26 protein-coding genes are annotated in these 21,727 nt (G+C 72.7%); 17 read left to right on the forward strand and 9 right to left on the reverse strand.

Annotated features, from left to right (window positions below; translation table 11 throughout):
• Window positions 1-36 precede the first annotated feature (36 nt).
• The 8 genes from K6T13_RS04660 (at window position 37) to K6T13_RS04695 (ending at window position 6,363) form a co-directional block, all read left to right on the forward strand.
• On the forward strand, window positions 37-807 hold the full coding sequence (locus K6T13_RS04660) for a biotin--[acetyl-CoA-carboxylase] ligase (protein ID WP_222897364.1): 771 nt from the start codon (window positions 37-39) through the stop codon (window positions 805-807).
• A 13-nt stretch (window positions 808-820) separates the two neighbouring features.
• Window positions 821-1,333, forward strand: a complete 513-nt coding sequence (locus K6T13_RS04665) for a PH domain-containing protein (RefSeq protein WP_222897365.1) — start codon at window positions 821-823, stop codon at window positions 1,331-1,333.
• The gene (locus K6T13_RS04670) at window positions 1,326-2,324 is read left to right on the forward strand and encodes an adenylate/guanylate cyclase domain-containing protein (RefSeq protein ID WP_222897366.1); all 999 of its coding nucleotides are present in this window, start codon (window positions 1,326-1,328) and stop codon (window positions 2,322-2,324) included. The genes K6T13_RS04665 and K6T13_RS04670 overlap by 8 nt, the downstream gene beginning before the upstream one ends.
• A 63-nt stretch (window positions 2,325-2,387) precedes the next feature.
• Window positions 2,388-2,711, forward strand: coding sequence for a winged helix-turn-helix domain-containing protein (locus tag K6T13_RS04675; protein ID WP_222897367.1), 324 nt, complete (start codon window positions 2,388-2,390; stop codon window positions 2,709-2,711).
• Between the two features lie 25 nt (window positions 2,712-2,736).
• Window positions 2,737-3,903, forward strand: a complete 1,167-nt coding sequence (locus K6T13_RS04680) for a 5-(carboxyamino)imidazole ribonucleotide synthase (protein WP_222897368.1) — start codon at window positions 2,737-2,739, stop codon at window positions 3,901-3,903.
• A 5-nt stretch (window positions 3,904-3,908) separates the two neighbouring features.
• Window positions 3,909-4,433, forward strand: coding sequence for a 5-(carboxyamino)imidazole ribonucleotide mutase (gene purE / locus K6T13_RS04685; protein WP_222897369.1), 525 nt, complete (start codon window positions 3,909-3,911; stop codon window positions 4,431-4,433).
• A 5-nt stretch (window positions 4,434-4,438) separates the two neighbouring features.
• Window positions 4,439-5,581 carry a heparan-alpha-glucosaminide N-acetyltransferase domain-containing protein gene (locus K6T13_RS04690; RefSeq protein WP_222897370.1) on the forward strand — a complete coding sequence of 381 codons (1,143 nt, stop codon included), beginning with the start codon at window positions 4,439-4,441 and terminating at the stop codon, window positions 5,579-5,581.
• A 2-nt stretch (window positions 5,582-5,583) separates the two neighbouring features.
• Window positions 5,584-6,363: an META domain-containing protein gene (locus K6T13_RS04695; protein ID WP_222897371.1), complete on the forward strand. Its 780-nt coding sequence runs from the start codon at window positions 5,584-5,586 to the stop codon at window positions 6,361-6,363.
• Window positions 6,364-6,409: 46 nt separating this feature from the next.
• On the opposite strand, the gene K6T13_RS04700 is transcribed toward K6T13_RS04695, so the two are convergent.
• The 3 genes from K6T13_RS04700 to K6T13_RS04710 form a co-directional block, all read right to left on the reverse strand.
• Window positions 6,410-7,864, reverse strand: coding sequence for an HNH endonuclease signature motif containing protein (locus K6T13_RS04700; protein ID WP_222897372.1), 1,455 nt, complete (start codon window positions 7,862-7,864; stop codon window positions 6,410-6,412).
• Between the two features lie 320 nt (window positions 7,865-8,184).
• Window positions 8,185-8,595 carry an alternative ribosome rescue aminoacyl-tRNA hydrolase ArfB gene (gene arfB / locus K6T13_RS04705; RefSeq protein WP_222897373.1) on the reverse strand — a complete coding sequence of 137 codons (411 nt, stop codon included), beginning with the start codon at window positions 8,593-8,595 and terminating at the stop codon, window positions 8,185-8,187.
• A complete protein-coding gene (locus K6T13_RS04710; RefSeq protein ID WP_222897374.1) occupies window positions 8,592-9,002 on the reverse strand; it encodes a CoA-binding protein in 411 nt (136 codons plus the stop codon). Before K6T13_RS04710 ends, arfB begins: the two co-directional genes overlap by 4 nt.
• A gap of 65 nt (window positions 9,003-9,067) precedes the next feature.
• On the opposite strand from K6T13_RS04710, the gene K6T13_RS04715 reads away from it, so the two are divergent.
• The gene (locus K6T13_RS04715) at window positions 9,068-10,240 is read left to right on the forward strand and encodes an acyl-CoA dehydrogenase family protein (protein ID WP_222897375.1); all 1,173 of its coding nucleotides are present in this window, start codon (window positions 9,068-9,070) and stop codon (window positions 10,238-10,240) included.
• On the opposite strand, the gene K6T13_RS04720 is transcribed toward K6T13_RS04715, so the two are convergent.
• Together K6T13_RS04720 and K6T13_RS04725 are read right to left on the reverse strand one after the other, a co-directional pair.
• Window positions 10,197-10,619: a rhodanese-like domain-containing protein gene (locus tag K6T13_RS04720; protein ID WP_222897376.1), complete on the reverse strand. Its 423-nt coding sequence runs from the start codon at window positions 10,617-10,619 to the stop codon at window positions 10,197-10,199. The two genes, K6T13_RS04715 and K6T13_RS04720, sit on opposite strands and share 44 nt — an antisense overlap.
• Window positions 10,620-10,671: 52 nt before the next feature.
• A complete protein-coding gene (locus K6T13_RS04725) occupies window positions 10,672-11,622 on the reverse strand; it encodes a TIGR03557 family F420-dependent LLM class oxidoreductase (RefSeq protein ID WP_222897377.1) in 951 nt (316 codons plus the stop codon).
• A gap of 168 nt (window positions 11,623-11,790) precedes the next feature.
• Here K6T13_RS04725 and K6T13_RS04730 point away from each other — a divergent pair, with 168 nt between their 5' ends.
• On the forward strand, window positions 11,791-12,063 hold the full coding sequence (locus K6T13_RS04730; RefSeq protein ID WP_222897378.1) for a DUF7218 family protein: 273 nt from the start codon (window positions 11,791-11,793) through the stop codon (window positions 12,061-12,063).
• Between the two features lie 6 nt (window positions 12,064-12,069).
• Here K6T13_RS04730 and K6T13_RS04735 read toward each other — a convergent pair whose 3' ends face one another.
• Entirely contained in the window at window positions 12,070-12,516 is a 447-nt protein-coding gene (locus K6T13_RS04735) for a DUF6328 family protein (RefSeq protein WP_222897379.1), read from the reverse strand.
• 31 nt (window positions 12,517-12,547) lie between these two features.
• Window positions 12,548-13,120, reverse strand: coding sequence for a hypothetical protein (locus K6T13_RS04740; protein WP_222897380.1), 573 nt, complete (start codon window positions 13,118-13,120; stop codon window positions 12,548-12,550).
• A 279-nt stretch (window positions 13,121-13,399) separates the two neighbouring features.
• On the opposite strand from K6T13_RS04740, the gene K6T13_RS04745 reads away from it, so the two are divergent.
• Together K6T13_RS04745 and K6T13_RS04750 are read left to right on the forward strand one after the other, a co-directional pair.
• Entirely contained in the window at window positions 13,400-14,179 is a 780-nt protein-coding gene (locus tag K6T13_RS04745; RefSeq protein WP_249423935.1) for a SigB/SigF/SigG family RNA polymerase sigma factor, read from the forward strand.
• A gap of 46 nt (window positions 14,180-14,225) precedes the next feature.
• A complete protein-coding gene (locus tag K6T13_RS04750; protein ID WP_222897382.1) occupies window positions 14,226-15,389 on the forward strand; it encodes a cysteine--tRNA ligase in 1,164 nt (387 codons plus the stop codon).
• A 4-nt stretch (window positions 15,390-15,393) separates the two neighbouring features.
• Here K6T13_RS04750 and K6T13_RS04755 read toward each other — a convergent pair whose 3' ends face one another.
• A complete protein-coding gene (locus K6T13_RS04755; protein WP_222897383.1) occupies window positions 15,394-16,068 on the reverse strand; it encodes an HAD family hydrolase in 675 nt (224 codons plus the stop codon).
• Between the two features lie 71 nt (window positions 16,069-16,139).
• Between K6T13_RS04755 and paaI the strand changes: the two genes are divergently transcribed.
• The gene (gene paaI / locus K6T13_RS04760; protein WP_249423936.1) at window positions 16,140-16,562 is read left to right on the forward strand and encodes a hydroxyphenylacetyl-CoA thioesterase PaaI; all 423 of its coding nucleotides are present in this window, start codon (window positions 16,140-16,142) and stop codon (window positions 16,560-16,562) included.
• A 6-nt stretch (window positions 16,563-16,568) separates the two neighbouring features.
• Here the strand turns inward: paaI and K6T13_RS04765 are convergent, their stop codons facing one another.
• Entirely contained in the window at window positions 16,569-17,753 is a 1,185-nt protein-coding gene (locus tag K6T13_RS04765; protein WP_222897384.1) for an LCP family protein, read from the reverse strand.
• Window positions 17,754-17,776: 23 nt separating this feature from the next.
• On the opposite strand from K6T13_RS04765, the gene K6T13_RS04770 reads away from it, so the two are divergent.
• The 4 genes from K6T13_RS04770 to K6T13_RS04785 all read left to right on the forward strand — a co-directional run bounded on the left by K6T13_RS04770 (window position 17,777) and on the right by K6T13_RS04785 (window position 21,710).
• Window positions 17,777-18,286 carry an acyl-CoA thioesterase gene (locus K6T13_RS04770; protein ID WP_222897385.1) on the forward strand — a complete coding sequence of 170 codons (510 nt, stop codon included), beginning with the start codon at window positions 17,777-17,779 and terminating at the stop codon, window positions 18,284-18,286.
• A 96-nt stretch (window positions 18,287-18,382) separates the two neighbouring features.
• Window positions 18,383-19,834, forward strand: coding sequence for an LCP family protein (locus K6T13_RS04775; protein WP_222897386.1), 1,452 nt, complete (start codon window positions 18,383-18,385; stop codon window positions 19,832-19,834).
• A 53-nt stretch (window positions 19,835-19,887) separates the two neighbouring features.
• Window positions 19,888-20,808, forward strand: a complete 921-nt coding sequence (locus K6T13_RS04780) for a glycosyltransferase (RefSeq protein ID WP_222897387.1) — start codon at window positions 19,888-19,890, stop codon at window positions 20,806-20,808.
• Window positions 20,805-21,710 carry a glycosyltransferase family 2 protein gene (locus tag K6T13_RS04785; RefSeq protein WP_222897388.1) on the forward strand — a complete coding sequence of 302 codons (906 nt, stop codon included), beginning with the start codon at window positions 20,805-20,807 and terminating at the stop codon, window positions 21,708-21,710. The genes K6T13_RS04780 and K6T13_RS04785 overlap by 4 nt, the downstream gene beginning before the upstream one ends.
• Window positions 21,711-21,727: the final 17 nt, after the last annotated feature.

Here is a 21,727-nt window from a genome sequence, read left to right on the forward strand (position 1 = left end):
GGCCTCCTCGCGGTTCAGTCGGCCAATCTAGTGCCCGTGCCGCCTGCTGCCGACCCTCGCCCACCACTCGACGCCGCGCGACTCGCCCCGCTCGGGGTGGAGGTGCTGCCACGGGCGGGATCGACCAACGCCCTGGTGGCCGACCGTGCCCGTGCCGGGGAGCCGGAGGGCCTGGTGCTGGTGACCGAGCACCAGACAGCCGGCCGCGGTCGCCTCGACCGGACGTGGGAGACACCCGACCGGGCGGCACTGACGTTCTCGCTGCTGCTGCGGCCCACCCGCCCGGCAGAGGAGTGGCCCTGGCTGCCGCTGCTGGCCGGTGTTGCGGTCGCCGCCGCGCTGCGCGACCACGGCGTGCCGGCGGAGCTGAAGTGGCCCAACGACGTGCTCCTCGACGGCGACAAGACCGCCGGCATCCTGGCCGAGCGCCTCGAGACCGGGGCCGGCCCGGCGGCGGTGCTGGGCATCGGGCTCAACGTCACCACCACCCGGGAGGAGCTGCCCACCGCGGCCGCCACCTCGGTGCTGCTCGCCACGGGCGGGGCACCGGACCGCACCGAGCTGCTCGCCACGATCCTGACCCGGCTCCGGGGGGCGTACGACGCGTGGTCGGCCGGTGGCTCCGCGACGCTGCGCGCGGCGTACCGGGAGGCCTGCACGACCGTGGGCCGCGAGGTACGGGTGCAGATGCCGGGGGGCGACGACCTCACCGGGCGGGTGACCGACGTCGACGGAGCGGGTCGGCTGGTCGTCGCGGGCACCCCCGTGGCGGCCGGCGACGTGGTGCACGTGCGCCCGGCCGGGTGAGATGATCGGCGGCGTGGCGTTCCCCGAGAAGCTCCTCAACGACGGCGAGCGCGTCGTCCTCTCCACGCGCACCCATCCGAAGGCGCTGCTGCTGCCGCTGCTGGCCCTCGTGCTGCTGCTGGCCCTCGCCGTGGTGCTCCAGACGGTGGTGAGCGGCGCCCTCGGGGGGATCGTCACGATCGTGGTCTGGGTGGTCGTCGTGGTCGCGATCGTCTGGTTCGCGCTGCGGCCCTTCCTCGCGTGGTGGACCACGACCTACACCTTCACCGACCGCCGGTTCGTCAAGCGGTCCGGCTTCATCGCCAAGGAGGGGCGCACCATCCCGCTCAACCGGATCTCGGGGGTCGACTTCGAGATCGGCGTGGTCGACCGTGTCTTCGGGTGCGGGACGCTGGTCGTCACCGACGCGAGCGAGCACGGACAGGTGCTGCTCCACGACATCCCGCACGTCGAGGAGGTCCAGAAGCAGGTCGCAGCCGAGCTGGACCGCAACGCCCGCGGACGGGGTCACGACGACGGTGCCTGAGCCCCTCGAACCGCCGTCGGAGGCCCTCACCCACAGTCCTCTCGAACGGGCCATCCTCGGCCACGACCCGGTCTACACCGCCGTCGAGGTCGCCGCCGAGACCGGTCTGACGATCGAGGAGCTGCGTCGGCTGTGGCGCGCCCTCGGCTTCCCCGAGCACGGCTCCGAGGTCGCGTTCACCGCGGCCGACGTGGAGGCCGTCACCGTCCTCAAGGCCATCGTCGACACTGGCGCGATCGACCTCGACATGGGCGTCATGCTCACGCGGGCGGTCGGCCAGCAGATGGCGCGGCTGGCCGACTGGGAGGTCGCCACCCTCCTGCAGCGCGTGGAGGAGATGGAGCAGGGCGAACAGGCCACGGGCTCGCGGGCGGGCTCGGCGCTGCGGCTGGTCGACGAGGTCAACCCACGCTTCGAGCAGATGCTGATCTACGCCTGGCGGCGCCACCTCGCCGCCGCCGTGGCGCGGCTGGAGGCGCTGGGGGCGCGGGAGGAGGACCTGCACACCACCCAGGTCACGGTGGGCTTCGCCGACATCGTCGGCTTCACCGCGCTCACCAACGAGCTGTCGCGCGACCGGATCGGTGACCTCGTCGAGATCTTCGAGTCCCGCTGCGCCGACGTCGTGGCCAGCAACCGGGGCCGGGTGATCAAGAGCCTCGGTGACTCGGTGCTCTTCGTGACCGGTGACGCCATCGCGGCCTACGACACCGCCGAGGGGATCATCCGCGTCGTCGGGCGCGACCCGCGGATGCCGGAGGTGCGGGTCGGCCTGGCCAGCGGCGCCGTGGTGATGCGGCTCGGCGACGTCTTCGGACCGCCGGTCAACATGGCGGCCCGGTTGACGGCGGTGGCGCGGCGCAACCGGATCATCATCGACCAGGAGACCGCCGACCTGCTCCCGGACGACCAGTTCGAGACCCGTCGGCTGCCCGCCCGCCCGGTCCGGGGGTTCGGCATGGTGGAACCTCTGACCGTGCGTCGTCACTGACCGAACGGATGATTTTGTCCGATTCCGCCCCGCGGAGCCGCAGGTCTTCCTACCGTGTGGCCCGTGCTGACCGTGCAGGACGTTCGCCTCGACCCGGAGAACCGCCGGGTCTGGCGTGGCGACCGCGAGATCGAGTTCTCGCGGATGGAGTTCGACCTGCTGCACGCCCTCATGGCCCGGGCCGGTGAGCTGGTGACCCGCGAGGAGCTGATGCGTGACGTCTGGGAGACGACGTTCTGGACGTCGTCGAAGACCATCGACGTCCACCTCGGCTGGGTACGCCGCAAGCTCGGGGACGACAGCCGGCAGCCGAGCCTGATCACCACGGTGCGCGGCCGCGGCCTGCGTTTCGAGGCCTGCGCCGTCTCGGGCGCGAACCAGCGCTGACCGGTCATGGCCTAGCCTTCCCTGCGTGCCAGTTCCCGCCGGTTCCGCACCAGTCCTCGCCGTGGTCGGAGGCGGCCAGCTCGCCCGGATGATGGCTGAGCCCGCAGCCGCCATGGGCCTGCCGCTGCGCCTCCTCGCCGAGGCCGAGGGGGTGTCCGCCGCCCAGGTGATCCCCGACCACCTCGTCGGCGACTACCGCGACCTCGACACGCTCCGCACGGTGACGGGCGGCTGCTCCGTGGTCACCTTCGACCACGAGCACGTCCCGACCGAGCACCTCCATGCCCTGGCCGGCGACGGGGTGGCCGTGCGACCCGGTCCTGAGGCCCTGGTCCACGCCCAGGACAAGGCGGTCATGCGCCGCCGGCTCGCCGAGCTCGGCGTCCCGTGCCCGCGCAACGCGGTCGTTGACAGCGTGGCGGACGTCGAGGCGTTCGGCTTCCCCTGCGTCCTCAAGACCACCCGGGGTGGCTACGACGGCAAGGGCGTGTGGTTCGTGTCCACGGCGGAGGAGTGCGAGGCCCCGTTCGCCGCGGCTGCGGCGTCCGGGGTGGCGTTGCTCGCCGAGGAGCAGGTCGACTTCCGGCGCGAGCTGTCGGCGCTGGTCGCCCGGTCGCCGAGCGGGCAGGCGGCGGCGTACCCCGTCGTCGCGTCGACCCAGCGGGACGGCATCTGCCACGAGGTGGTCGCACCCGCCCCGGACCTCGACGAGGCGCTGGCGACGGAGGCCCAGCGCATCGCGCTGACGGTGGCCAAGGAGCTCGACGTCACCGGCGTGCTCGCCGTCGAGCTCTTCGAGACCACCGACGGCAGGGTGCTGGTCAACGAGCTCGCGATGCGACCCCACAACACCGGTCACTGGAGCCAGGACGGTGCGGTGACCTCCCAGTTCGAGAACCACCTGCGGGCGGTGCTGGACCTGCCCCTCGGCTCCCCGGCTCCACGCGCCCCCTGGACCGTGATGGTCAACATCCTCGGGGGTGAGGAGGGGGTCGGCCGGCTCTACGACGGCTACCCGCACGCGCTGGCGCGCGACCCGCGGCTGAGGGTGCACCTCTACGGCAAGGAGCTGCGGCCGGGCCGCAAGGTCGGCCACGTCAACGCCTACGGTGACGACCTCGACGACTGCCTCGAGCGGGCGCGCCACGCGGCGGCCTGGTTCCGGGGCGACCTGGGCAACGAGAGCGAGTGAGGACGATGACCGACCAGACCACGCCCCGGGTGGGGATCGTCATGGGCTCCGACTCCGACTGGCCGGTGATGCAGGCCGCGGCGGAGGCCCTGGCCGAGTTCGACGTCCCCCACGAGGCCGACGTGGTCTCGGCGCACCGGATGCCGGAGGAGATGCTGGCCTGGGGCAAGGAGGCCGCCGACCGGGGGCTGCAGGTCGTCGTGGCCGGCGCCGGGGGAGCGGCCCACCTGCCGGGCATGCTCGCCGCGGTCACGCCGCTGCCGGTGATCGGCGTCCCCGTGCCGCTCGCCAACCTCGACGGCCTCGACTCGCTGCTGTCGATCGTGCAGATGCCGGCCGGGGTACCCGTGGCGACCGTCGCGGTCGGCAACGCCCGCAACGCGGGGCTGCTGGCCGTCCGGATCCTCGCGGCGACCGACCCGGAGCTGCGGCAGCGCATGGTCGCGTTCCAGCAGACGCTCAAGGAGCAGGCGCAGGCCAAGGGTGAGGCCGTACGCCGCGGCGCGGGCCCCCGACGTACCGGGTTCTGAGCCCCGTGGCCGCGACGTCCCGCCGGCTCGTCGGCCTGGACGTCGCGCGAGCCCTCGCGCTACTGGGGATGGTGGCCACCCATGTGCTCGCACCCCGGACCCCTGCGGGCGACCTCGCCTGGCCGCAGGCCGTCGCCGGGGGCCGTGCCGCCGCCCTGTTCGCCGTGCTGGCGGGTGTCTCGCTCGCCCTGGCGAGCGGGCGGACCCGGCCGGTGCGTGGAAGGGAGCGCTGGGCAGCGACGACCGGCCTCGCTGTGCGAGCCGTCCTCATCGCGGTGCTGGGGCTCGCGCTCGGTGGGCTCGAGAGCGGGATCGCGATCATCCTCACCTACTACGGGGTGCTGTTCCTTCTCGGCCTGCCCTTCCTCGGGCTCGGGGCACGGGGGCTGGCCGTGCTCGCCGCTGCCTGGCTGGTCGCGGCGCCGGTGGTGTCCCACTGGGTGCGGCCGGAGCTGCCCGAACGCCGGTTCGGTAGCCCGAGCCTGGAGCAGCTCGAGCAGCCGACGCTGCTCGTCTCGGAGCTGCTGCTCACCGGCTACTACCCCGTGCTGCCGTGGCTGGCCTACCTGTTCGCGGGGATGGCCCTGGGGCGCAGCGACCTCGGTCGACGGAAGGTGCAGGCCGCGGTGGCGGGCGGCGGGCTGCTGCTCGCCGTCACGTCGAGCTGGCTCTCCGGAGTCCTGGTCGAGGGACGGCTCGGTGAGGAGACACTGGAGCGCGCGGCGTTCGGGCTCTTCGGGAACACCCCGGCGGGAGAGGGCTGGGAGTGGCTGCTGGTCGTCTCGCCGCACAGCTCGACCCCGTTCGACCTCGCCCACACCATCGGGACGTCGCTGCTCGTCATCGCCGTGGCTCTCCTGCTCGTCGGCGTGCTCCCGGTGGGCTGGCGCCGCCCGGTTGCCGTCTGGTTCGGTGCCGGGACGATGACCCTGACCCTCTACTCGCTCCACGTCGTGATGAAGACGGATGCGGTCTGGCCGCCCGAGGAACCAGGGAGCATGGGCTACCACGTGCTCGTGCTGGGGCTGGTGGGGGCGGTCTTCACCTTCTTCGGGTGGCGCGGGCCCCTGGAGTGGCTGGTCGGGCTGCCGACCCGGCTGCTGCGGCGGCTCGCCGGGAACCGACCGACGACCGCCACCGTCGCATGACCATGAAGCCCTTGCTGCTGCTGCTCCTGCTACCCCTTGTCGCGTGCGGGTCCGAGACGGGCCGCACCGCGGGTGAGCCCCCCTGGCCCGGCGAGCTGCCCTCGGGCGAGTTCGTCGTCGCGTCGCTGCCCGCCCCGTTCCAGTCGGGGGACCGGGCCCGGGTCGACTTCCGCGAGGGCGAGGTCTCCTTCTCCGCCACCTGCAACACCATGACGGGCACGGCCCGCGTCGTCGACGGGGTGCTCGAGGTCGACGGGGTCGGCGGGACGGAGATGGGGTGCCCCGGGGCCGGGCACGACCAGGACGCCTGGCTCGTCGACTTCTTCACCGGCCGGCCGCAGCTGAGCGCGACGGACGACACCTGGTCCCTCACCGGTCCTGACGCCGAGCTGCAGCTCCTGCGCCCGGATACGGTTCCGGACATGGCTCCTGCCGCCCCGCTCGAGGGCACCCGGTGGCGACTCACCGGCATCGAGCGCGTCGACGGCGACGCTGTGTCCCTGCGGGGAGTCGGGTCCGTCGAGGCGGACCTGACGATCGAGGAGGGCGGGATCCGGTTCCGCACCGGGTGCAACGGCGGCGGGGGAGACGTGACGGTCGAGGACGACCAGCTGGTCCTCTCCGAGGTCGTGACCACGCTGCGTGCCTGCCCGGGGGAGCGTGGCGAGGTCGAGGCGGGCGTGATGGCGGTGCTCGGCGCCGAGCGCGTCGACTGGGTCATCACGGGCCAGGAGCTGCGGCTCGGTGCCGGCGACGTGGCGCTGCTCTACGAGGCCGGCTGAGCGTGTCGGTGGCCCCGCCCTGTGCTGGGCGGGGTGTGGGGCGGCGTCAATGTCGCGTGGGTGGGCCGGGCTCGGGCGGATTGTCGTCCGCGGGATCGATGGCGGTGATGCCGGTGTGGTCGCGGAGGTAGCGGTAGCCGTGGGGTGAGGTCCAGAGGTACCCGCCGGGCTCGAGGGCGTCGTACGTCCAGCCCCCGTGGGTCTTGTGGCGGTGGTGGCGTCGGCACAGGGGTGCGATGCCGTGGCTGCAGGTGTGGGGATGCTCGGCGTAGGGCCGGATGTGGTCGTGGTCGCAGCCGTGTCCATCTGGCCGAAGGCGGCGGGCGGGGCGGGTGCAGTGCGGGAAGACACAGGTGACGTCGCGCAGGGCCACGTGCTCGGTGATCCGGTCGGGGATCTCGTACTGGTCGACGTGGACGTGCTGGTTGAGGTCGATGACGGGCTGGACCACCAGGTGGGTGTCGGGGTGGCCGCACCAGTCGCGGATCTGGTGAGTGGTGACCGGCTTGCGGGTTGTCTCGCAGCGACCGATCCCGTTGTTGCCGGTGAGGGCGTCGGTGCTGAGGTGGAGGTAGAGCACGGTCTTGCGGACCGGTTTCCGTACCGGCGTGCGGGTCGCGTGGTCGCCGGTGGTTGAGGTGCGAGCGCAGCGAGCCTCGAAACCCCCGGCAGCCTCGGCACCGGCGGCACCGTCGTCGGCGTCGGGGTCGGTGAGGTCGAGGGTGAGCTGGCGGCGGGCGAGCTCGCCGACCGCGAGGGCGCGGCGCTGGTCCAGGGTCGCCTCGGAGCCGAGGTCGGCCAGCTGGGTGGCCAGCCCACGTACGGCGTCGTCGAGGTCGATCGCGTCGGCGAGGTCGAGCTCGCCGGTGACGTAGGTGGTGCCGTCGAAGGAGACGTGGTTGCGGTCGATGGTGAAGTGCCGCCGGTCGAGGCCGTCGCGGCGGCGTCGTTCGGCCTGGTCGGGCATGTACCGGCCGATGGCTTCCTCGACGAGTCGGTCCAGGGCGGTGGGGCGGATCTTGTGGGCCACCGGGGCGACGTGTTGGTCGACGAACGTGGCGGCTTCGGGGGTGAGGTCGGTGCCGATGGTGGCGTCGGCGACCCGGCGGGCCTTCCAGGCCGGCAGGTCCCCGGCCATCACCCGCCGCCACAGCCGCGGCAGCCGGTAGCGCAGCTCGACGGCCTGGCCGAGGTAGTGCTTGCCGGCCTCGGTCGACAGGCCCACTGCTGCGGCGTACTCGGCCACGGAGAACTCCGCGACCAGGGGTGCGCCGGGGCCCGCGATCGGGATCACCCCTTCCAGGCCGGAGCGGAAGGTGTAGGTCTCGGCGTCCTCCACCGACTCGGCGGGGTGGATGACCGCCCACTGCACCGCCGCCGCCAACAACTCGGCCTCAGCCCGATCAGCGGCCGCCCGACGCTGGCGGGCGAAGGCCAGCACCCCCGCAGCGTCATCCGGCACCGCGCGGGTGTCGGGCTGCTCGGGAGCGGTGATCGCCATGACCCCTACTCAAGCACTCACCACTGACACCAACCCCCGTGGTTGAGCGGTTCTCCACACCCCGGACCTGGGTCTCGACATGCTCGACCTCCGTGGGGTCGAGACGGCGTGAACACCCCGGGACCACACGCTGGTCGAGCCTGTCGAGACCACCTCGACCGACGTGGCGTGGGGTTGGCGTCGTACGGCCCGGGGGTTTCGTGGCTCAGGCGTTGTACGCCTTCGCACCTCAACCTCCGGCGTGACCACCCCCTGCGACGTCGAGACCGGGCCACACGTTGGTCGAGCCTGTCGAGACCACTCGACCGACGTGCGCGTCATCAGTCCCGCACCCGGCCACGCATGGACTTGACCTGCCCGCGACGGCGCTTGGCCTCGAGCCGGCGCCGCCGCGACGCCTTGGAGGGCTTGGTCGGGACACGGGGCGGCGGTGGCGGGGTGAGTGCCTCACGGACCTGCTGGGCCAGGCGGGTGCGGGCAGCCGCGCGGTTGCGGTGCTGGGACCGGTGCTCGGACGCCACGACCCGGATCGTGCCGACCCGGGCCTGTTGGGAACCCGTGAGCACCGCGGAGGCCGACGCGTCGAAGACCAGCTCCACCCGGCTGTCGGTGGTGTTGACCGACTGGCCACCCGGTCCGGACGAGCGGCTGAACCGCTCCACCAGCTCGGTCTCGGGGATCACCAGGCCGTGGGGGATGCCGGGGCCGGCGGGGATGCGCAGGTCGGTCACGTGCTGCGCCACTCGATGGTGGGGCAGACGTCCATGACCATCGGCACGCCCGCCGCCGTCGTACGCCGGAACGCCTCGACGTCCACGACGCCCAGCTGGAACCACACGCCGCCCGCCCCGACCTCCACGGCCTGGTCGGCGAACTCGCCCGCGGCCTCCGACCGACGGAACACGTCCACGACGTCGATGGCGAACGGGACGTCGGCGAGCGTGGCGTAGCCCTGCTCGCCCAGCACCTCCGGCGCGTCCGGGTGGATCGGCACGACGCGCTTGCCCCGCCGCTGGAGGGTCGCCGCGATCCGGTAGGCGGTGCGGTGGTGGTTGCCGGACAGGCCGACCACCGCCCAGGTCTCGCTGTCACGGAGCAGGGACTGGATGGTCGCAGGGTCGCGCCAGGGCTCGGCCATGCCGCCATCCTCCCCGACGCCGCCCACGTCCGGGGGCCGCCCTACTCGCCCGTAGGATCCGGGGCATGACCGACTTCCCGCTCTACGCACTCCCCGAGGAGCACCTGGCGGTCCGCGAGGCCGTCCGAGCCGTCTGCGACGCCAAGGTCGCGCCGTACGCCGCCGCCGTCGACGAGGAGGCCCGCTACCCGCGCGAGGCCGCCGAGGCGCTGCAGGCCGCCGACTTCCACGCCCCCCACGTGCCCGAGGAGTACGGCGGAGCCGGCGCCGACGCGCTGGCGACCTGCCTGGTCATCGAGGAGGTCGCCCGTGCCTGCGTCAGCTCCAGCCTGATCCCGGCGGTCAACAAGCTGGGTTCGCTGCCGTTGCAGCTCGCCGGGTCCGAGGAGCTGAAGAAGACCTACCTGACGAAGCTGGCCGCGGGCGAGGGCGGCTTCTCCTACTGCCTGTCCGAGCCCGACGCGGGGTCGGACGCCGGCGGCATGAAGGCCCGCGCCGAGCGCGACGGTGACGAGTGGGTCCTCAACGGTGTGAAGCGGTGGATCACCAACGCCGAGGAGTCGGCGTACTACACCGTCATGGCGGTCACCGATCCCGAGAAGGGCACCCGCGGCGGCATCACTGCGTTCGTGGTCGAGAAGGCCGACGAGGGGGTGTCCTTCGGAGCGCCGGAGAAGAAGCTCGGCATCAAGGGGAGCCCGACCAAGGAGGTCTACCTCGACAACGTCCGGATCCCCGGTGACCGGATGATCGGGTCGGAGGGCGAGGGGTTCTCGATCGCGATGCGCACCCTCGACCACACCCGGGTGACCATCGCCGCCCAGGCTGTCGGCGTCGCGCAGGGCGCCCTCGACTACGCCCTCGACTACGCCAAGGAGCGCCAGCAGTTCGGCAAGTCGATCGCCGAGTTCCAGGGCCTGCAGTTCATGCTCGCCGACATGGGCATGAAGGTCGAGGCCGCCCGGCAGATCACCTACGCCGCGGCTGGGCGCTCCGAGCGCAACGACCCCGACCTCACCTTCTTCGGCGCCGCCGCCAAGTGCTTCGCCTCCGACGTCGCGATGGAGGTGACCACCAACGCCGTGCAGGTGCTCGGCGGCTACGGCTACACCCGCGACTACCCCGTCGAGCGGATGATGCGCGACGCCAAGATCACCCAGATCTACGAGGGCACCAACCAGGTGCAGCGGATCGTCATGGCGCGGCAGCTGCTGGCGGGCGTGCAGGCCCAGCTGTGACCGACCCGGCCGCCAGCCACGCCTGGTAGCCGCCCACGAGGTCGGTGGCGCGGCCGAGGCCGAGGTCCTGCAGCGTGGCCGCCGCGAGGCTCGAGCCGTACCCCTCGTTGCACACGAGGACGTAGCGCACGTCCGCCGACGTCGCCACCGCGAGCCGGAACGGGCTGCCGGGGTCCAGACGCCACTCCAGCACGTTGCGGTCCACCACGATGGCCCCGGGCAGCGCACCGTCCCGTTGCCGCTGCTCGAGGGGACGTACGTCGACGACCACCGCGCCGGCCGCCACCTCGGCGGCGAGCCCGGCCACGGTGACGCGGTCAAGCCGGGCCCGCGCCCGGGCCAGCAGCTCGTCCACCGCGGGGTGGCCGACGACAGCCATGCTCCGAGTGTCCGCCCGGGAGGGACGGGACGGAATAGCCCGTACGGGCTGGTCAGCCCCGGATCTCGGGGAGCACGTCGCGGCCGTAGGCCTCGATCATCGCCGCGTGGTTCGGCCCCATGTTGGCCACGTAGACCTCGTCGTACCCCGCGGCGAGGTAGGACCGCAGCTGCTCGACGTGGGCCTCGACCTCCGGCCCCGCGACCACGCTCTCGGCGGTCGACTCCCGGGTGACCAGCTGCGAGGCCTGTTCGAAGTGACGTGGTGAGGGGAGGACCTGGGCCAGCTCTCCGGGCAGGCCGGCGTTGGACCAGATCCGGTGCGCGTGGTCGACTCCCTCGTCCACGGAGTCCGCCCAGGCGACCTTGTAGCCGCCCTGGGCCGGCTTGCCACCGGAGTCCTTCTTGAACGTGGCGACCATGTCGGCGTCGTCGCTGGTGTTGATGAAGCCGTCGGCTATCCGGCCGGCGACGTCCAGTGCCTTGGGTCCGAACGCCGACATGTAGATCGGGGGAGGCTCGTCGGGCAGGGTGTAGATGCGGGCCGTGTCGGTGCGGTAGTGGCGTCCCCGGTGGGTGACGAACCCGCCCTCCCACAGCTTGCGCATCAGGGCGACGGCCTCCTCCAGCATCTCGAGCCGTACGTCGAGCGAGGGCCACGGGTCTCCGAGGACGTGCTCGTTGAGCGCCTCGCCGGTGCCGACACCGAGGACGAAGCGGCCGCCCAGCATCACCGAGGAGGTGGCGGCCGCCTGGGCGATGACGGCGGGGTGGGTGCGCACGGTCGGGCAGGTCACGGCCGTCGTGACCGGCAGGGAGCAGACCTGGGAGAGGGCGCCGATGACCGACCAGACGAAGGGGCTCTGCCCCTGCTCGTCGTTCCACGGGTGGAAGTGGTCGCTGATCCAGAGGGCGTCGAAGCCCGCCCGCTCGGCGGCCGCAGCCTGCTGCAGCAGCTCGGCAGGTGTGTACTCCTCGCAGGACAGGAAGTAGCCGATCCTCATCGTGGTGCTCCTCAGCTCGGGGGTCGGGACAACGCGTCCGCCAGGCTCCGGTACCCGTCGTGGCCACGCGCATGCACGTCGCCTGACCGGGCCGGGAGGGATGCGGGAGGCGAGGTCGGGGTACGTCCCGTCAGCCGGACGACGACAGAACGACGACAGGAGGTCGCCATGCCCGAGAAGAAGACGCCGGGGCCCAGCGTCAAGGACGAGGAGCTGTACGAGAAGCTGCGCGACGAGGGCAACAGCAAGGAGAAGGCGGCGCGCATCGCGAACGCCGCTGCCAACAGCTCGCGGTCCGAGGTCGGCCAGCGGGGTGGGTCCTCACCCGCCTACGAGGAGTGGACGGTCGAGGAGCTCCGCGACCGCGCGGCGGAGCTCGACGTCGAGGGCCGCTCGGACATGACCAAGGACGAGCTGATCGAGGCGCTGCGCAACCACTGAGACCGGTCAGCTCCGCCGGGTCCACCACGGCACCACGGCCCAGAGCCCGACGAAGCAGGCGAGTGCGGCGGTCAGCGCCAGCGCGGCCGCCAGCAACCCCACGACCACGTCGAAGACGAGGAAGAGCACGCCGGCGCTGGTCAGCGCCATGGTGGTGAGCCCCAGCCGGGCCGTCACGTTGGCCGCCTCCACCAGCCACTCCCGCTCGCGGCGGCGGAACAGCACCCGGTGGTAGGCCACCGGCGCCGTGACCAGGGCCGTGGTCAGGACCGAGCCCGACAGCACCACGAGGTAGACGGTGACCTGCCGGTCCGTGAGGTCGGTGAACCGGCTCGCGAACGGCACGGTCAGCAGGAAGCCGGTCAGGATCTGCACGCCGGTCTGCGCGACTCGCAGCTCCTGCAGGATCTCGTTCCAGTTGCGCGTGAGTCGTTCCGGTCCCGGCGCGCTCATCCCCCCATCCTCCACGGACCGCGTGGTCGCGTCAGGGGCGGGGACCGTGACCGGGGGCGCTGGCGTCCTCGAGCTGGGAACGGGCGGCCGCGACCATGTCGCGGTAGTCGTGGCCGAGGTAGGTGTCGCCCTCGCCCAGCCACAGCGCCACGGCCGTCTCCGCGACCGCCCGCTCGACCTCGGTCAGCTCGCCGGCGAGGTCGCGCAGCACCGGCTCCTGGTGCTCGACGTGCTGCTCGTGGGCGAGCAGCACCCGTCGCGCGGCGGCCGCGAAGGCCGAGTCGTCGGTGTCCAGCTGCTCGACGTCGCCGATCGCCTCGCCGAGATCGGGCCGCAGGTCCCGCGCCGCCCCGGTTGCGAGCAGCAGCGACTCGAGGGCGTGGTGCACGGCCAGCCGCCGGCGTACCTGCCAGAACTCGTCGTCGCGGGCTGGACCCGCGAGCCGCGGCAGTCGCTCGAGGGTCACCCTCAGGTCGTCGTGCTGGTCTCGGAGCAGGGCGACGAGGTCGTCGCGGGTGCTCAGCTGCGTGCCCGGGTCGATGCGGAACGCGGGTTCGGCCGTGTGCATGGCGGCGTCGTACCCCGTGCCTGTACGGGCATGCATGCCCGATCGGTGTGCTGGGTACGGGCCCGGCTCCGCTGCGGCGGACTCCCACGGGTCGTGGCCGGTCGGTGCGCCTCTCACGCAGCTGGTGTCCCGACCGGCCCACGACGGGCCCGACCAGTGACCGGGGTCATCGAGGCCGCGGCGGCAACCGGGCGTGCCCAGCCTGATCTCACCCGGTCAGGCGATTGCGGCGAGCCCGACCCGGTGGTTGTGTGGAGAACGGCGGTCGAGCCGACAGGCCGTGCCAACACGCACCATTCGGGAGGTGTTCCGACATTGGTCTCACCATCCGCACAGACCGAGAGAGCCGAACGGCGAGCCGCGACCGAGGAGCTGCTGGGTGAGCTCGCGCTGGCCACGGGGCCGCGCCGGCGTGTGTTCGAGAACGAGCTCATCACCCTCAACGTCCCGGTCGCCCGCGAGGTGGCCGCCCGCTACCACGGCCGCGGCATCTCGACCGACGACCTCGAGCAGGTCGCCTGCGTGGGACTGGTCAAGGCCGTCCGGGGCTACGACCCGGACAAGGCGACCGACTTCCTCAGCTTCGCCGTCCCGACCATCCGTGGCGAGATCCGGCGCCACTTCCGCGACGCAGGATGGGTCGTCCGACCACCCCGTTCGGTCCAGGAGATGCAGGCGCGGATCAGTCGGGCTCGCGGGGAGCTCTGGCAGCTGCTGGGACGCGAGCCGGTCTCGTCCGAGCTCGCGGAGCACCTCGACGTCGACACCGAGCCCGTCCTCGAGGCGCTGAGCGCCAACGGCTGCTTCGTCCCCGCTTCCCTGGACGCCGGGCCGGAGAACGACGACGCGGCGCCCGTCGAACGGCTGGGCGGAAGCGACCCCGGCTACACCCAGGCGGAGGCACGGGTCGCCCTGCGGCCGCTGCTGCGCGAGCTGTCGGACCGGGAGCGACGCATCCTCGAGCTCCGGTTCGGGCAGGGCCGGACGCAGGCGGAGATCGGGCGGGAGATCGGCGTGACGCAGATGCAGGTCTCCCGGCTGCTGGCCAACCTCTTCGACCGGCTCCGCGCCGAGCTGGTCCAGGAGGCCGCCTGAGACTCCTCGCCCGCGGTCGCGCCCCGCGTCGGGCATGATCGGACGCATGGGAGTGAGCACGCCCGGGGTGATCGGCAGTGGCGGCCGCTACACGCTGCACCCGACCCGACCCCGCGCAGCAGACCTGACACTGGCGGGGGCGCCGCTCCCGCTGACCGGCGCGGCGCGCATCTACACCTGCGGCATCACGCCGTACGACGTCACCCACCTCGGCCACGCGGCGACCTTCGTCTGGGCCGACCTGCTCGCGAGCGTGGCCCGCGCGGTCGAGGTCCCTCCGGTGACCTGCCGCAACGTCACCGACGTCGACGACGTGCTGACTGCGGCGGCGAGGGAACGGCACCGACCCTACGACGACGTCGCCGTCACCCAGGAGTTCCTCTTCGACCGCGACATGCGCGACCTGGCCGTCGCCCGCCCCGACGCGACGCCGCGAGCGCGCGCCCACGTCACCCAGGTCGTGCAGCTGGCCGACGCGCTGCTCCGCCTCGACCATGCCTACGAGGCCGGCGGCACGGTCTTCTTCCGCGCCCCGGCCGACCTCGACCGCGCCGGCCTGGACGAGCAGGAGGCCCTGGCTGCGCTCGGTGACTTCGGCGACCACGCCGAGGACGGGCGCCAGCAGCCGTGGGACGTGCCGCTGTGGCGGCCCTCCGACGACGAGCAGCCCGCCTGGCCCAGCCCCTGGGGCTGGGGGCGCCCGGCCTGGCACGTGGAGTGCTCGGCGATGGCGATGAGCGTCTTCGGGACGGGGGTCGACGTCCTCGTCGGCGGTGCCGACCTGGTCTTCCCGCACCACGCCTACCAGGCGGCGATGGTGGAGGCGGCGACCGGTGTTCAGCCGTTCGCCCGCCGCCAGATGCACGTCGGCACCGTCCACGTCGCCGGCGCCAAGATGGCCAAGTCGACCGGCAACCTGGTCCACGTCCGCGACCTGCTCGCCGACCACGAGGGGGCGGCGATCCGGCTGCTGCTGCTCCACCGGCGCTGGGACGAGCCGTGGGACTACGACCCCGGCCAGCTGGCCGAGGCCACCGCCCTGCTCGACCGGCTGCGGGCGGCGGCCGGTCGCCCGGCCAGCGGCGGCCGCGAGGCGGTCCTGACCGCGTTGCTCGACGACCTCGACGTCCCGCAGGCCGTCGGGGTGGCCGAGGAGCGCGGGGGAGAGGCCGCGCGCACCCTGCTCTCGGTGCTGCGCCTCTCGGCCTGATCGTTCAGGAGCGTCGACCCACGACGTCGTCCAGCCGCGCCAGCAGGTCGCGCGTGTCGCTGAGGACCCAGGCCGCGCCTGCCGACCGCAGCTCGGCCTCGGAGAACCCGCCGGTGAGCACCGCCACGGTGCGGATCCCCACGCGGTTGGCGGCCTCGACGTCCCAGACCGAGTCCCCGACCAGCACGCTGCTGCGGGCGTCGGCCCGGGCGATCGCGGCCTCCAGCAGCTCGGGGTCCGGCTTTGACTCCTCGGCGTCCTCGCTCGTCGTGACCTCGTCCACCCGCTCGTCGGCCCCCAGCAGCTCCAGGGCACGGGAGGCGTGCCGGGGGATGGCCGAGCTGGCCAGCACGACGGTCATCCCGCGGTCGCGCAGCGTGCTCAACAGCTCGCGCGCGCCGGGCAGGGCGGTCGGCTCACGCAGCATCTCGTCGTACTCCTGCTCCCAGGTCTTGCGCACCGCGTCACCGTCCCGGTCCTCCACCTCCTGACCCGCGGCAGCCGCGACGAGACGGTCGCCGCCCATCCCGATGCACCGGTGGATCCGCCAGCAGGGCACGTCGTGGCCGTGGGCGCGGAAGGCCCGGTGCCAGGCGATGGTGTGGTGGTAGTTGGAGTCGACCAGGGTGCCGTCGATGTCGAAGACGACGGTGTCCACGTGGGCTGCCGGAGACGTCATGGGGATGCCGTACCCGTGTCCCTGGACGCCATGCGGCACCGACGCCGGCAGGCCGTCGCTACCGTGGCCCGGTGAGCGCGCAGGAGGTGGCCCGGCAGAGCGCGGAGGCGATGTGGGCCGAGGACCGGGCCAGCCAGGCGCTCGGCATGCGCATCGTGGAGGTCGGCCCCGGCCGTGCGGTGCTCGCGATGCGCGTCCGCGAGGACATGGTCAACGGCCACGCCATCGGCCATGGCGGGCTCACCTTCGCCCTGGCCGACAGCGCCTTCGCCTTCGCCTGCAACTCCTACGGGCGCCGCACGGTCGCCGCGGGCGCGGAGATCCGGTTCCGGGCGCCCACCCGCCTCCACGACGAGCTGGTCGCCACCGCCGTCGAGCGGACGCGGGCAGGGCGCGAGGGCGTCTACGACGTCACGGTCCGGGTCGGGGACGCGGTGGTCGCCGAGCTCGTCGGCCACGCACGCGAGATCGGTGGATCCCTCCTCGACGGCTGAGGTGGTTCAGCGCGGGAACCCGGTCGGGGTGCAGAGCTGCTTGGGGATGCTCTCCGTGTCGTCCTCGCGGATGTAGGTGAACATCTGCTCGGAGCGCTCCTGGTCCCAGTTGACGGCGAAGTCGGCGACCGGGACACCGCAGGTCAGGCCGTTCTCGCCGTTGACGCGGGTCATCGCCAGCGCCCACCGCGCCATGGAGAACGGCGAGGTGCCCTCGCTGACCCGGACGGCGCGTGCGCCGGCCATGTTGAGCCGGTAGTAGCGCACCGGGTTGAGGACCGACCACGGGGAGACGGCCTCGCGCCCGATGGCCGACACGACCTCGCGCTGCCGCGAGGCGCGACCCAGGTCGCCGTACTTCTCGTCGGTCTTCCGGGAGCGGGCGTAGCCCAGGGCGTCGGGGCCGTCGACCTCCTGACACCCCTCCTTGAGCTTGATCTTCGCCAACGGGTCGTTCATGGGGAACGGCGGGCACACCTCGATGCCGCCGACGGCGTCGACGAGGTCGACGAAACCACCGAAGCCCACCTCGACGAAGTGGTCGATGCGGATCCCGGTCGCGCCCTCGACGGTGCGGACCAGCAGCCGGGGACCGTCGTAGGCGTAGGCGGCGTTGATCTTGGTCTGCCCGTAGCCCGGCACCTCGACGATGGAGTCGCGGGGGATGGACATCAGCAGGTTGGGGCCGGCGCCGGTGTGCAGCAGCATGATGGTGTCGGTCCGGTTGCCCGAGGCGTTCCCGGTGCCGAGCTGGCGGCGCTCGGCCGGGGACAGGTCGCCGCGGGAGTCCGAGCCCACCATGAGGTAGGTCGTCCCCGGCTGGTCGGCGGGACGGTCACCCTTCGGGAACGCGTTGACCTTGTCGACCCGGCTCCAGGCCAGCAGCGGGACCACGACGAGGAAGACCAGCCACAGCACGAGCAGCAGCCAGAGCCAGCGCAGCCGGAAGCGGGGGCGGCGGGAGCGGGCCGGAGGTCCTCCTCCGGCGGGACGCCGCGGCGGCGCTGCGGGAGCGGCACCGCCGCCGCGCGCCTCACGACGGGCTGCGGGCATCACCCGGGTCTCGTCGCCCCGCTGCTGCTCCGGGATCGCCCGGGTCTCGTCATCGGACGGCTGCTGGCCCTTCGAGCCGTAGAGCCAGCGGTACTCGGGCGAGCCCTTCTCCGGGCCACCCTGGGGACGATCTGCCATGCGGGAGAAACTACCGTGCCGCCATGGCCCAGGACCGTCCCTCCCTCCCCGCCAGCCACTCGCGGGTCTCGCTGGCGATGATGACCGACTCCGAGCACGCCAACCTGCTCGGCACCGTCCACGGTGGCGAGGTCATGAAGCTGGTGGACTCCACGGCAGGCGCTGTGGCCAACCGCCACGGCGACGGCCCCGCCGTCACCGCCTTCATGGACGAGATGGCCTTCCTGCAGCCCGTGCACGTCGGTGACATCGTGCGCACGCTCGCCCAGGTGAACTGGGTCGGCACCTCCTCGATGGAGATCGGCGTGCGCGTCGAGGCGCAGCCGTGGGGGAGCGCCGCCGACGAGCCGCTCCACGTCGCCTCCGCGTACCTGGTGTTCGTGGCCATCGACGACGAGGGCCGGCCGCGACCGGTGCCCGACCTGGTGCGCGACACCCCCGACGAGCAGCGACGCTGGCGCGAGGCGGAGATCCGGCGGGCGCACCGCCTGGCCCGGAGGGCGGAGATCGAGTCGGGACGCCGCGACGGCTGACCGCGGGCCGGTGGGTGTGTCCTCCCGCGTGTGACCCGTGTGACTGGTGATACTGAGCCTCACGCTGCTTCCTTCCCCGAGCACCGAGAGGCACCCATGCCCGGCACGCCACCTGCCGCCCCTGGTCCCTACCGTCGGCGCCCCGCCGACGAGCGGGCCGCGCGCGTCCGGTTCCGTCGTGCCGTCGCACTGATGCTGATGACGCTGGTGCTCCCGGGTTCGGCCCAGCTGGTCGCCGGCAACCGTGACGTCGGCCGGATCGCGATGCGGGTCTGGTTCGGCCTCGTCCTCGGGGCGGTCCTGACGCTCGCCGCCGTGCTGATCTGGCCGGTGTTCGCGTTCTGGCTGGTGTCGAGCACGACGGTCCTGGCGCTGGTGCGCTTCGGGCTCATCGCCCTCGCGCTGGGCTGGGCGGCCCTGTTCGTCGACGCCTGGCGGATCGGCCAGCCGCTCACCCTCTCCTTCGCCCACCGCCGTGCGGTCGTCGGCGTCAACGGCGTGCTGTGCCTCTCCGTGGCCGGCGCCCTGCTCTTCGGGTCCCACCTCACCGGGGTCTACCGGGACTCGCTGGTGACGGTGTTCGGCGACGGCGAGGCCGTGGCCGCGGCGGACGGCCGCTACAACGTCGCCCTGTTCGGCGGCGACGCCGGCGCCGGCCGGTTCGGGCTGCGCCCCGACAGCATCACGGTGGCGAGCATCGACGCCGAGAGCGGCCGCACCGTGCTGATCAGCCTGCCGCGCAACCTCGCCAGGTTCCCCTTCCGGGAGGGCTCGGTCATGGCCCGCGAGTTCCCCGACGGCTTCGACTGCGAGGGCTGCTACCTCAACGGCGTCAGCACCTGGGCCACCGACCGGCCCGAGCTCTTCCGCGGCTCCGAGACCCCCGGCATCGACGCCACCCTCATGGCGGTGGAGGGCATCACCGACCTCGACATCAACTACTGGGCGATGGTCGACCTGCGGGGGTTCCGCCAGCTCGTCGACGCCGTCGGCGGGGTGACGCTGACCGTCCGCGACCGGATCCCGGTGGGGCTCCCGCACGAGTCCTACTTCCGCTACATCGAGCCCGGGCGCCAGCAGCTCGACGGACTGGAGACGCTGTGGTTCGCGCGAGCACGCTACGGCTCCGACGACTACTCGCGGATGGCGCGCCAGAAGTGCGTCATGAACGCGATGCTCCACCAGGTCAGCCCGCAGGTCGCGCTGCGCAACTTCGAGCGCATCGCCCGTGCCGGGTCCCAGATGGTCTCGACCTCCATCCCGACCTCGGAGGTCGGGCGCTTCCTCGACCTGGCGCTCAAGGCGAAGTCGCAGCGGGTGTCGACCGTGTCCCTGGTGCCGCCCCGGATCAACACCGGTGACCCCGACGTGGCGGAGATCCACGCGATGATCGACCAGGCCCTCGACCGGGCGTCGGGCGAGGCCGCCCCGCCCGAGAAGAAGCCGCGCAAGCGTCGCGCCTCCACGTCGACCACCGGTGGGTCCATCGGCAGCCTCGCCGAGGGCTACGCCGCCAACGAGGCCGAGGACCTCGGGGCGGCCTGTTGACCCGACCCCGAGGTGCCCGACGGCCCTCCGGGGGTGATCTCTAGGGTGAAGCCGTGAGCACCGACGGCCAGGAACCCCACCGGCGGGTGGTGGCGGTCGTCGTCACGTTCAACCGGCTGCCGCTGCTCCAGCGCCTGGTGGCGCGGCTCGGTGAGATCCCGGCGGTGGACGACGTCGTCGTCGTCGACAACGCCTCCACCGACGGCACCGGTGCGTGGCTCTCCGGCCAGCCGGGGCTGCTGGCCCGCACCCTCGACCGCAACCGGGGCGGGGCGGGCGGCTTCCACGAGGGGATGCGGCTCGCCGTGGAGGAGCGCGGGGCCGACCTGCTGTGGCTGATGGACGACGACGGCCTGCCCGACCCCGACTGCCTGCCACGACTGCTGGACCGTGAGGACCTCGACTTCTGGGGGCCGGTGGTGGTGGACGAGGCCGACCCCGACCGGCTGGTGTTCCCCATCCGGCTGCCCGGCGGTACCCGCGTCGTCCACGACACGGTCGCGGTCGAGAAGGCGGCCGTCGAGGGCCTGGTCCGCGACGTGGTGATCCCCTTCAACGGCGTCCTCGTCACGCGTGAGCTCGCCGAGCGGATCGGCTACCCGCGCGAGGAGTACTTCATCTGGGGCGACGACCACGAGTACCGGCTCCGCGCCGAGCGCGCGGGCGCCCGGATCGCGACGGTCGCCGTGGCCCGCGTCCACCATCCGTCGGTGGGCGAGCTGGGGACGCCGATGATGTTCGGACGCACCACCTACAACCACAGCCCCAGCGACCTCAAGCACTACTGCATGGCGCGCAACAACACCCTGAACCTGCGTGACTACCGCGGCTGGGCGCACGTGCTGATGTTCTGGGCGAAGACGCTGTGGTTCTACACCCTGACCCGGCGCGTCCCCGGTCGTCTCCGGCTGAGCGCCCGCGCCGTGCGCGCCGCGCTCCGCGGCGACTTCACCGGCCACGAGGAGCTGCTGTGAGCGAGTCCGTCGCCGTCGTCGTCGTCACCTTCAACCGCGCCGACCTGCTGGCCCGCATGCTCGACGGCCTCGCTGCCCAGACCCGGTCGCCCGACGCGGTCTACGTGGTCGACAACGCCAGCTCCGACCACACGCGCGAGGTGCTGGAACGCCACCACGGTGCGGGCCTGCCCCTCCACGTCACCCACTGCCCTGACAACCTCGGGGGCGCGGGAGGCTTCCACCTCGGCCTGCAGCAGGCGCACCACGCCGGACACGACCGGATCTGGCTGATGGACGACGACGTCGTCCCGGCGCCGGACTGCCTCGAGGTGCTGCTCGGGCACGACGAGCCGTGCCTGATGGCCGTCCGTGAGGACACCTCCGGCCGGCTGGTCGAGAAGGCGGCCACCCGCTTCGACCTGCGCAACCCCCTGGCGATCCGGCCCAAGACGGGGATGGTCGAGACCGAGTACGGCGACCGGGCGGCCATGCCGGAGCTGGTCGAGCTCGAGAACGTGGCGTTCGAGGGGTTCCTGGTGCGGCGTGACGTGGTGGACCGGATCGGGCTGCCCGACCCGACGTACTTCATCTTCTACGACGACGTCGACTTCGCGGTGCGTGCCCGGCGGGCCGGCTACCGGATCTGGGGCGTCCGTGACGCCGTGCTGGTCCGCCAGCTGGACTTCGACCAGCAGCACGACCTGGGCTCGTGGAAGGGGTTCTACATGTTCCGGAACCTGTTCGCGGTGCACTTCCGGTACGGCGAGAACGCCGCGGTCCGCCTCAAGCCGTGGCTCGTGACCGGGGTCGTCGTCGTGCTCAGCCCGCTCCGAGGAGGACGTGGCGAGGCCCGGAATGTGATCCGCGCCCTACGGGCGGCGCGCTCGATGCGGCAGCCGCCGCCGGGATCCGTAGACTGACCCATCGCGCGATACCC

It is taken from the genome of Nocardioides coralli, from assembly GCF_019880385.1.
In the GTDB taxonomy this organism is placed as follows: Bacteria; Actinomycetota; Actinomycetes; order Propionibacteriales; family Nocardioidaceae; genus Nocardioides; species Nocardioides coralli.

Bases quoted from the DNA above. Each gene is read 5' to 3' on its own strand.
- purE (WP_222897369.1), top strand. From the start codon at position 3,909: ATGACCGACCAGACCACGCCCCGGGTGGGGATCGTCATGGGCTCCGAC.
- K6T13_RS04695 (WP_222897371.1), top strand. From the start codon at position 5,584: ATGAAGCCCTTGCTGCTGCTGCTCCTGCTACCCCTTGTCGCGTGCGGG.
- K6T13_RS04700 (WP_222897372.1), bottom strand. From the start codon at position 7,864: ATGGCGATCACCGCTCCCGAGCAGCCCGACACCCGCGCGGTGCCGGAT.
- K6T13_RS04710 (WP_222897374.1), bottom strand. From the start codon at position 9,002: ATGGCCGAGCCCTGGCGCGACCCTGCGACCATCCAGTCCCTGCTCCGT.
- K6T13_RS04715 (WP_222897375.1), top strand. From the start codon at position 9,068: ATGACCGACTTCCCGCTCTACGCACTCCCCGAGGAGCACCTGGCGGTC.
- K6T13_RS04720 (WP_222897376.1), bottom strand. From the start codon at position 10,619: ATGGCTGTCGTCGGCCACCCCGCGGTGGACGAGCTGCTGGCCCGGGCG.
- K6T13_RS04725 (WP_222897377.1), bottom strand. From the start codon at position 11,622: ATGAGGATCGGCTACTTCCTGTCCTGCGAGGAGTACACACCTGCCGAG.
- K6T13_RS04730 (WP_222897378.1), top strand. From the start codon at position 11,791: ATGCCCGAGAAGAAGACGCCGGGGCCCAGCGTCAAGGACGAGGAGCTG.
- K6T13_RS04735 (WP_222897379.1), bottom strand. From the start codon at position 12,516: ATGAGCGCGCCGGGACCGGAACGACTCACGCGCAACTGGAACGAGATC.
- K6T13_RS04740 (WP_222897380.1), bottom strand. From the start codon at position 13,120: ATGCATGCCCGTACAGGCACGGGGTACGACGCCGCCATGCACACGGCC.
- K6T13_RS04750 (WP_222897382.1), top strand. From the start codon at position 14,226: ATGGGAGTGAGCACGCCCGGGGTGATCGGCAGTGGCGGCCGCTACACG.
- K6T13_RS04755 (WP_222897383.1), bottom strand. From the start codon at position 16,068: ATGACGTCTCCGGCAGCCCACGTGGACACCGTCGTCTTCGACATCGAC.
- K6T13_RS04765 (WP_222897384.1), bottom strand. From the start codon at position 17,753: ATGGCAGATCGTCCCCAGGGTGGCCCGGAGAAGGGCTCGCCCGAGTAC.
- K6T13_RS04770 (WP_222897385.1), top strand. From the start codon at position 17,777: ATGGCCCAGGACCGTCCCTCCCTCCCCGCCAGCCACTCGCGGGTCTCG.
- K6T13_RS04775 (WP_222897386.1), top strand. From the start codon at position 18,383: ATGCCCGGCACGCCACCTGCCGCCCCTGGTCCCTACCGTCGGCGCCCC.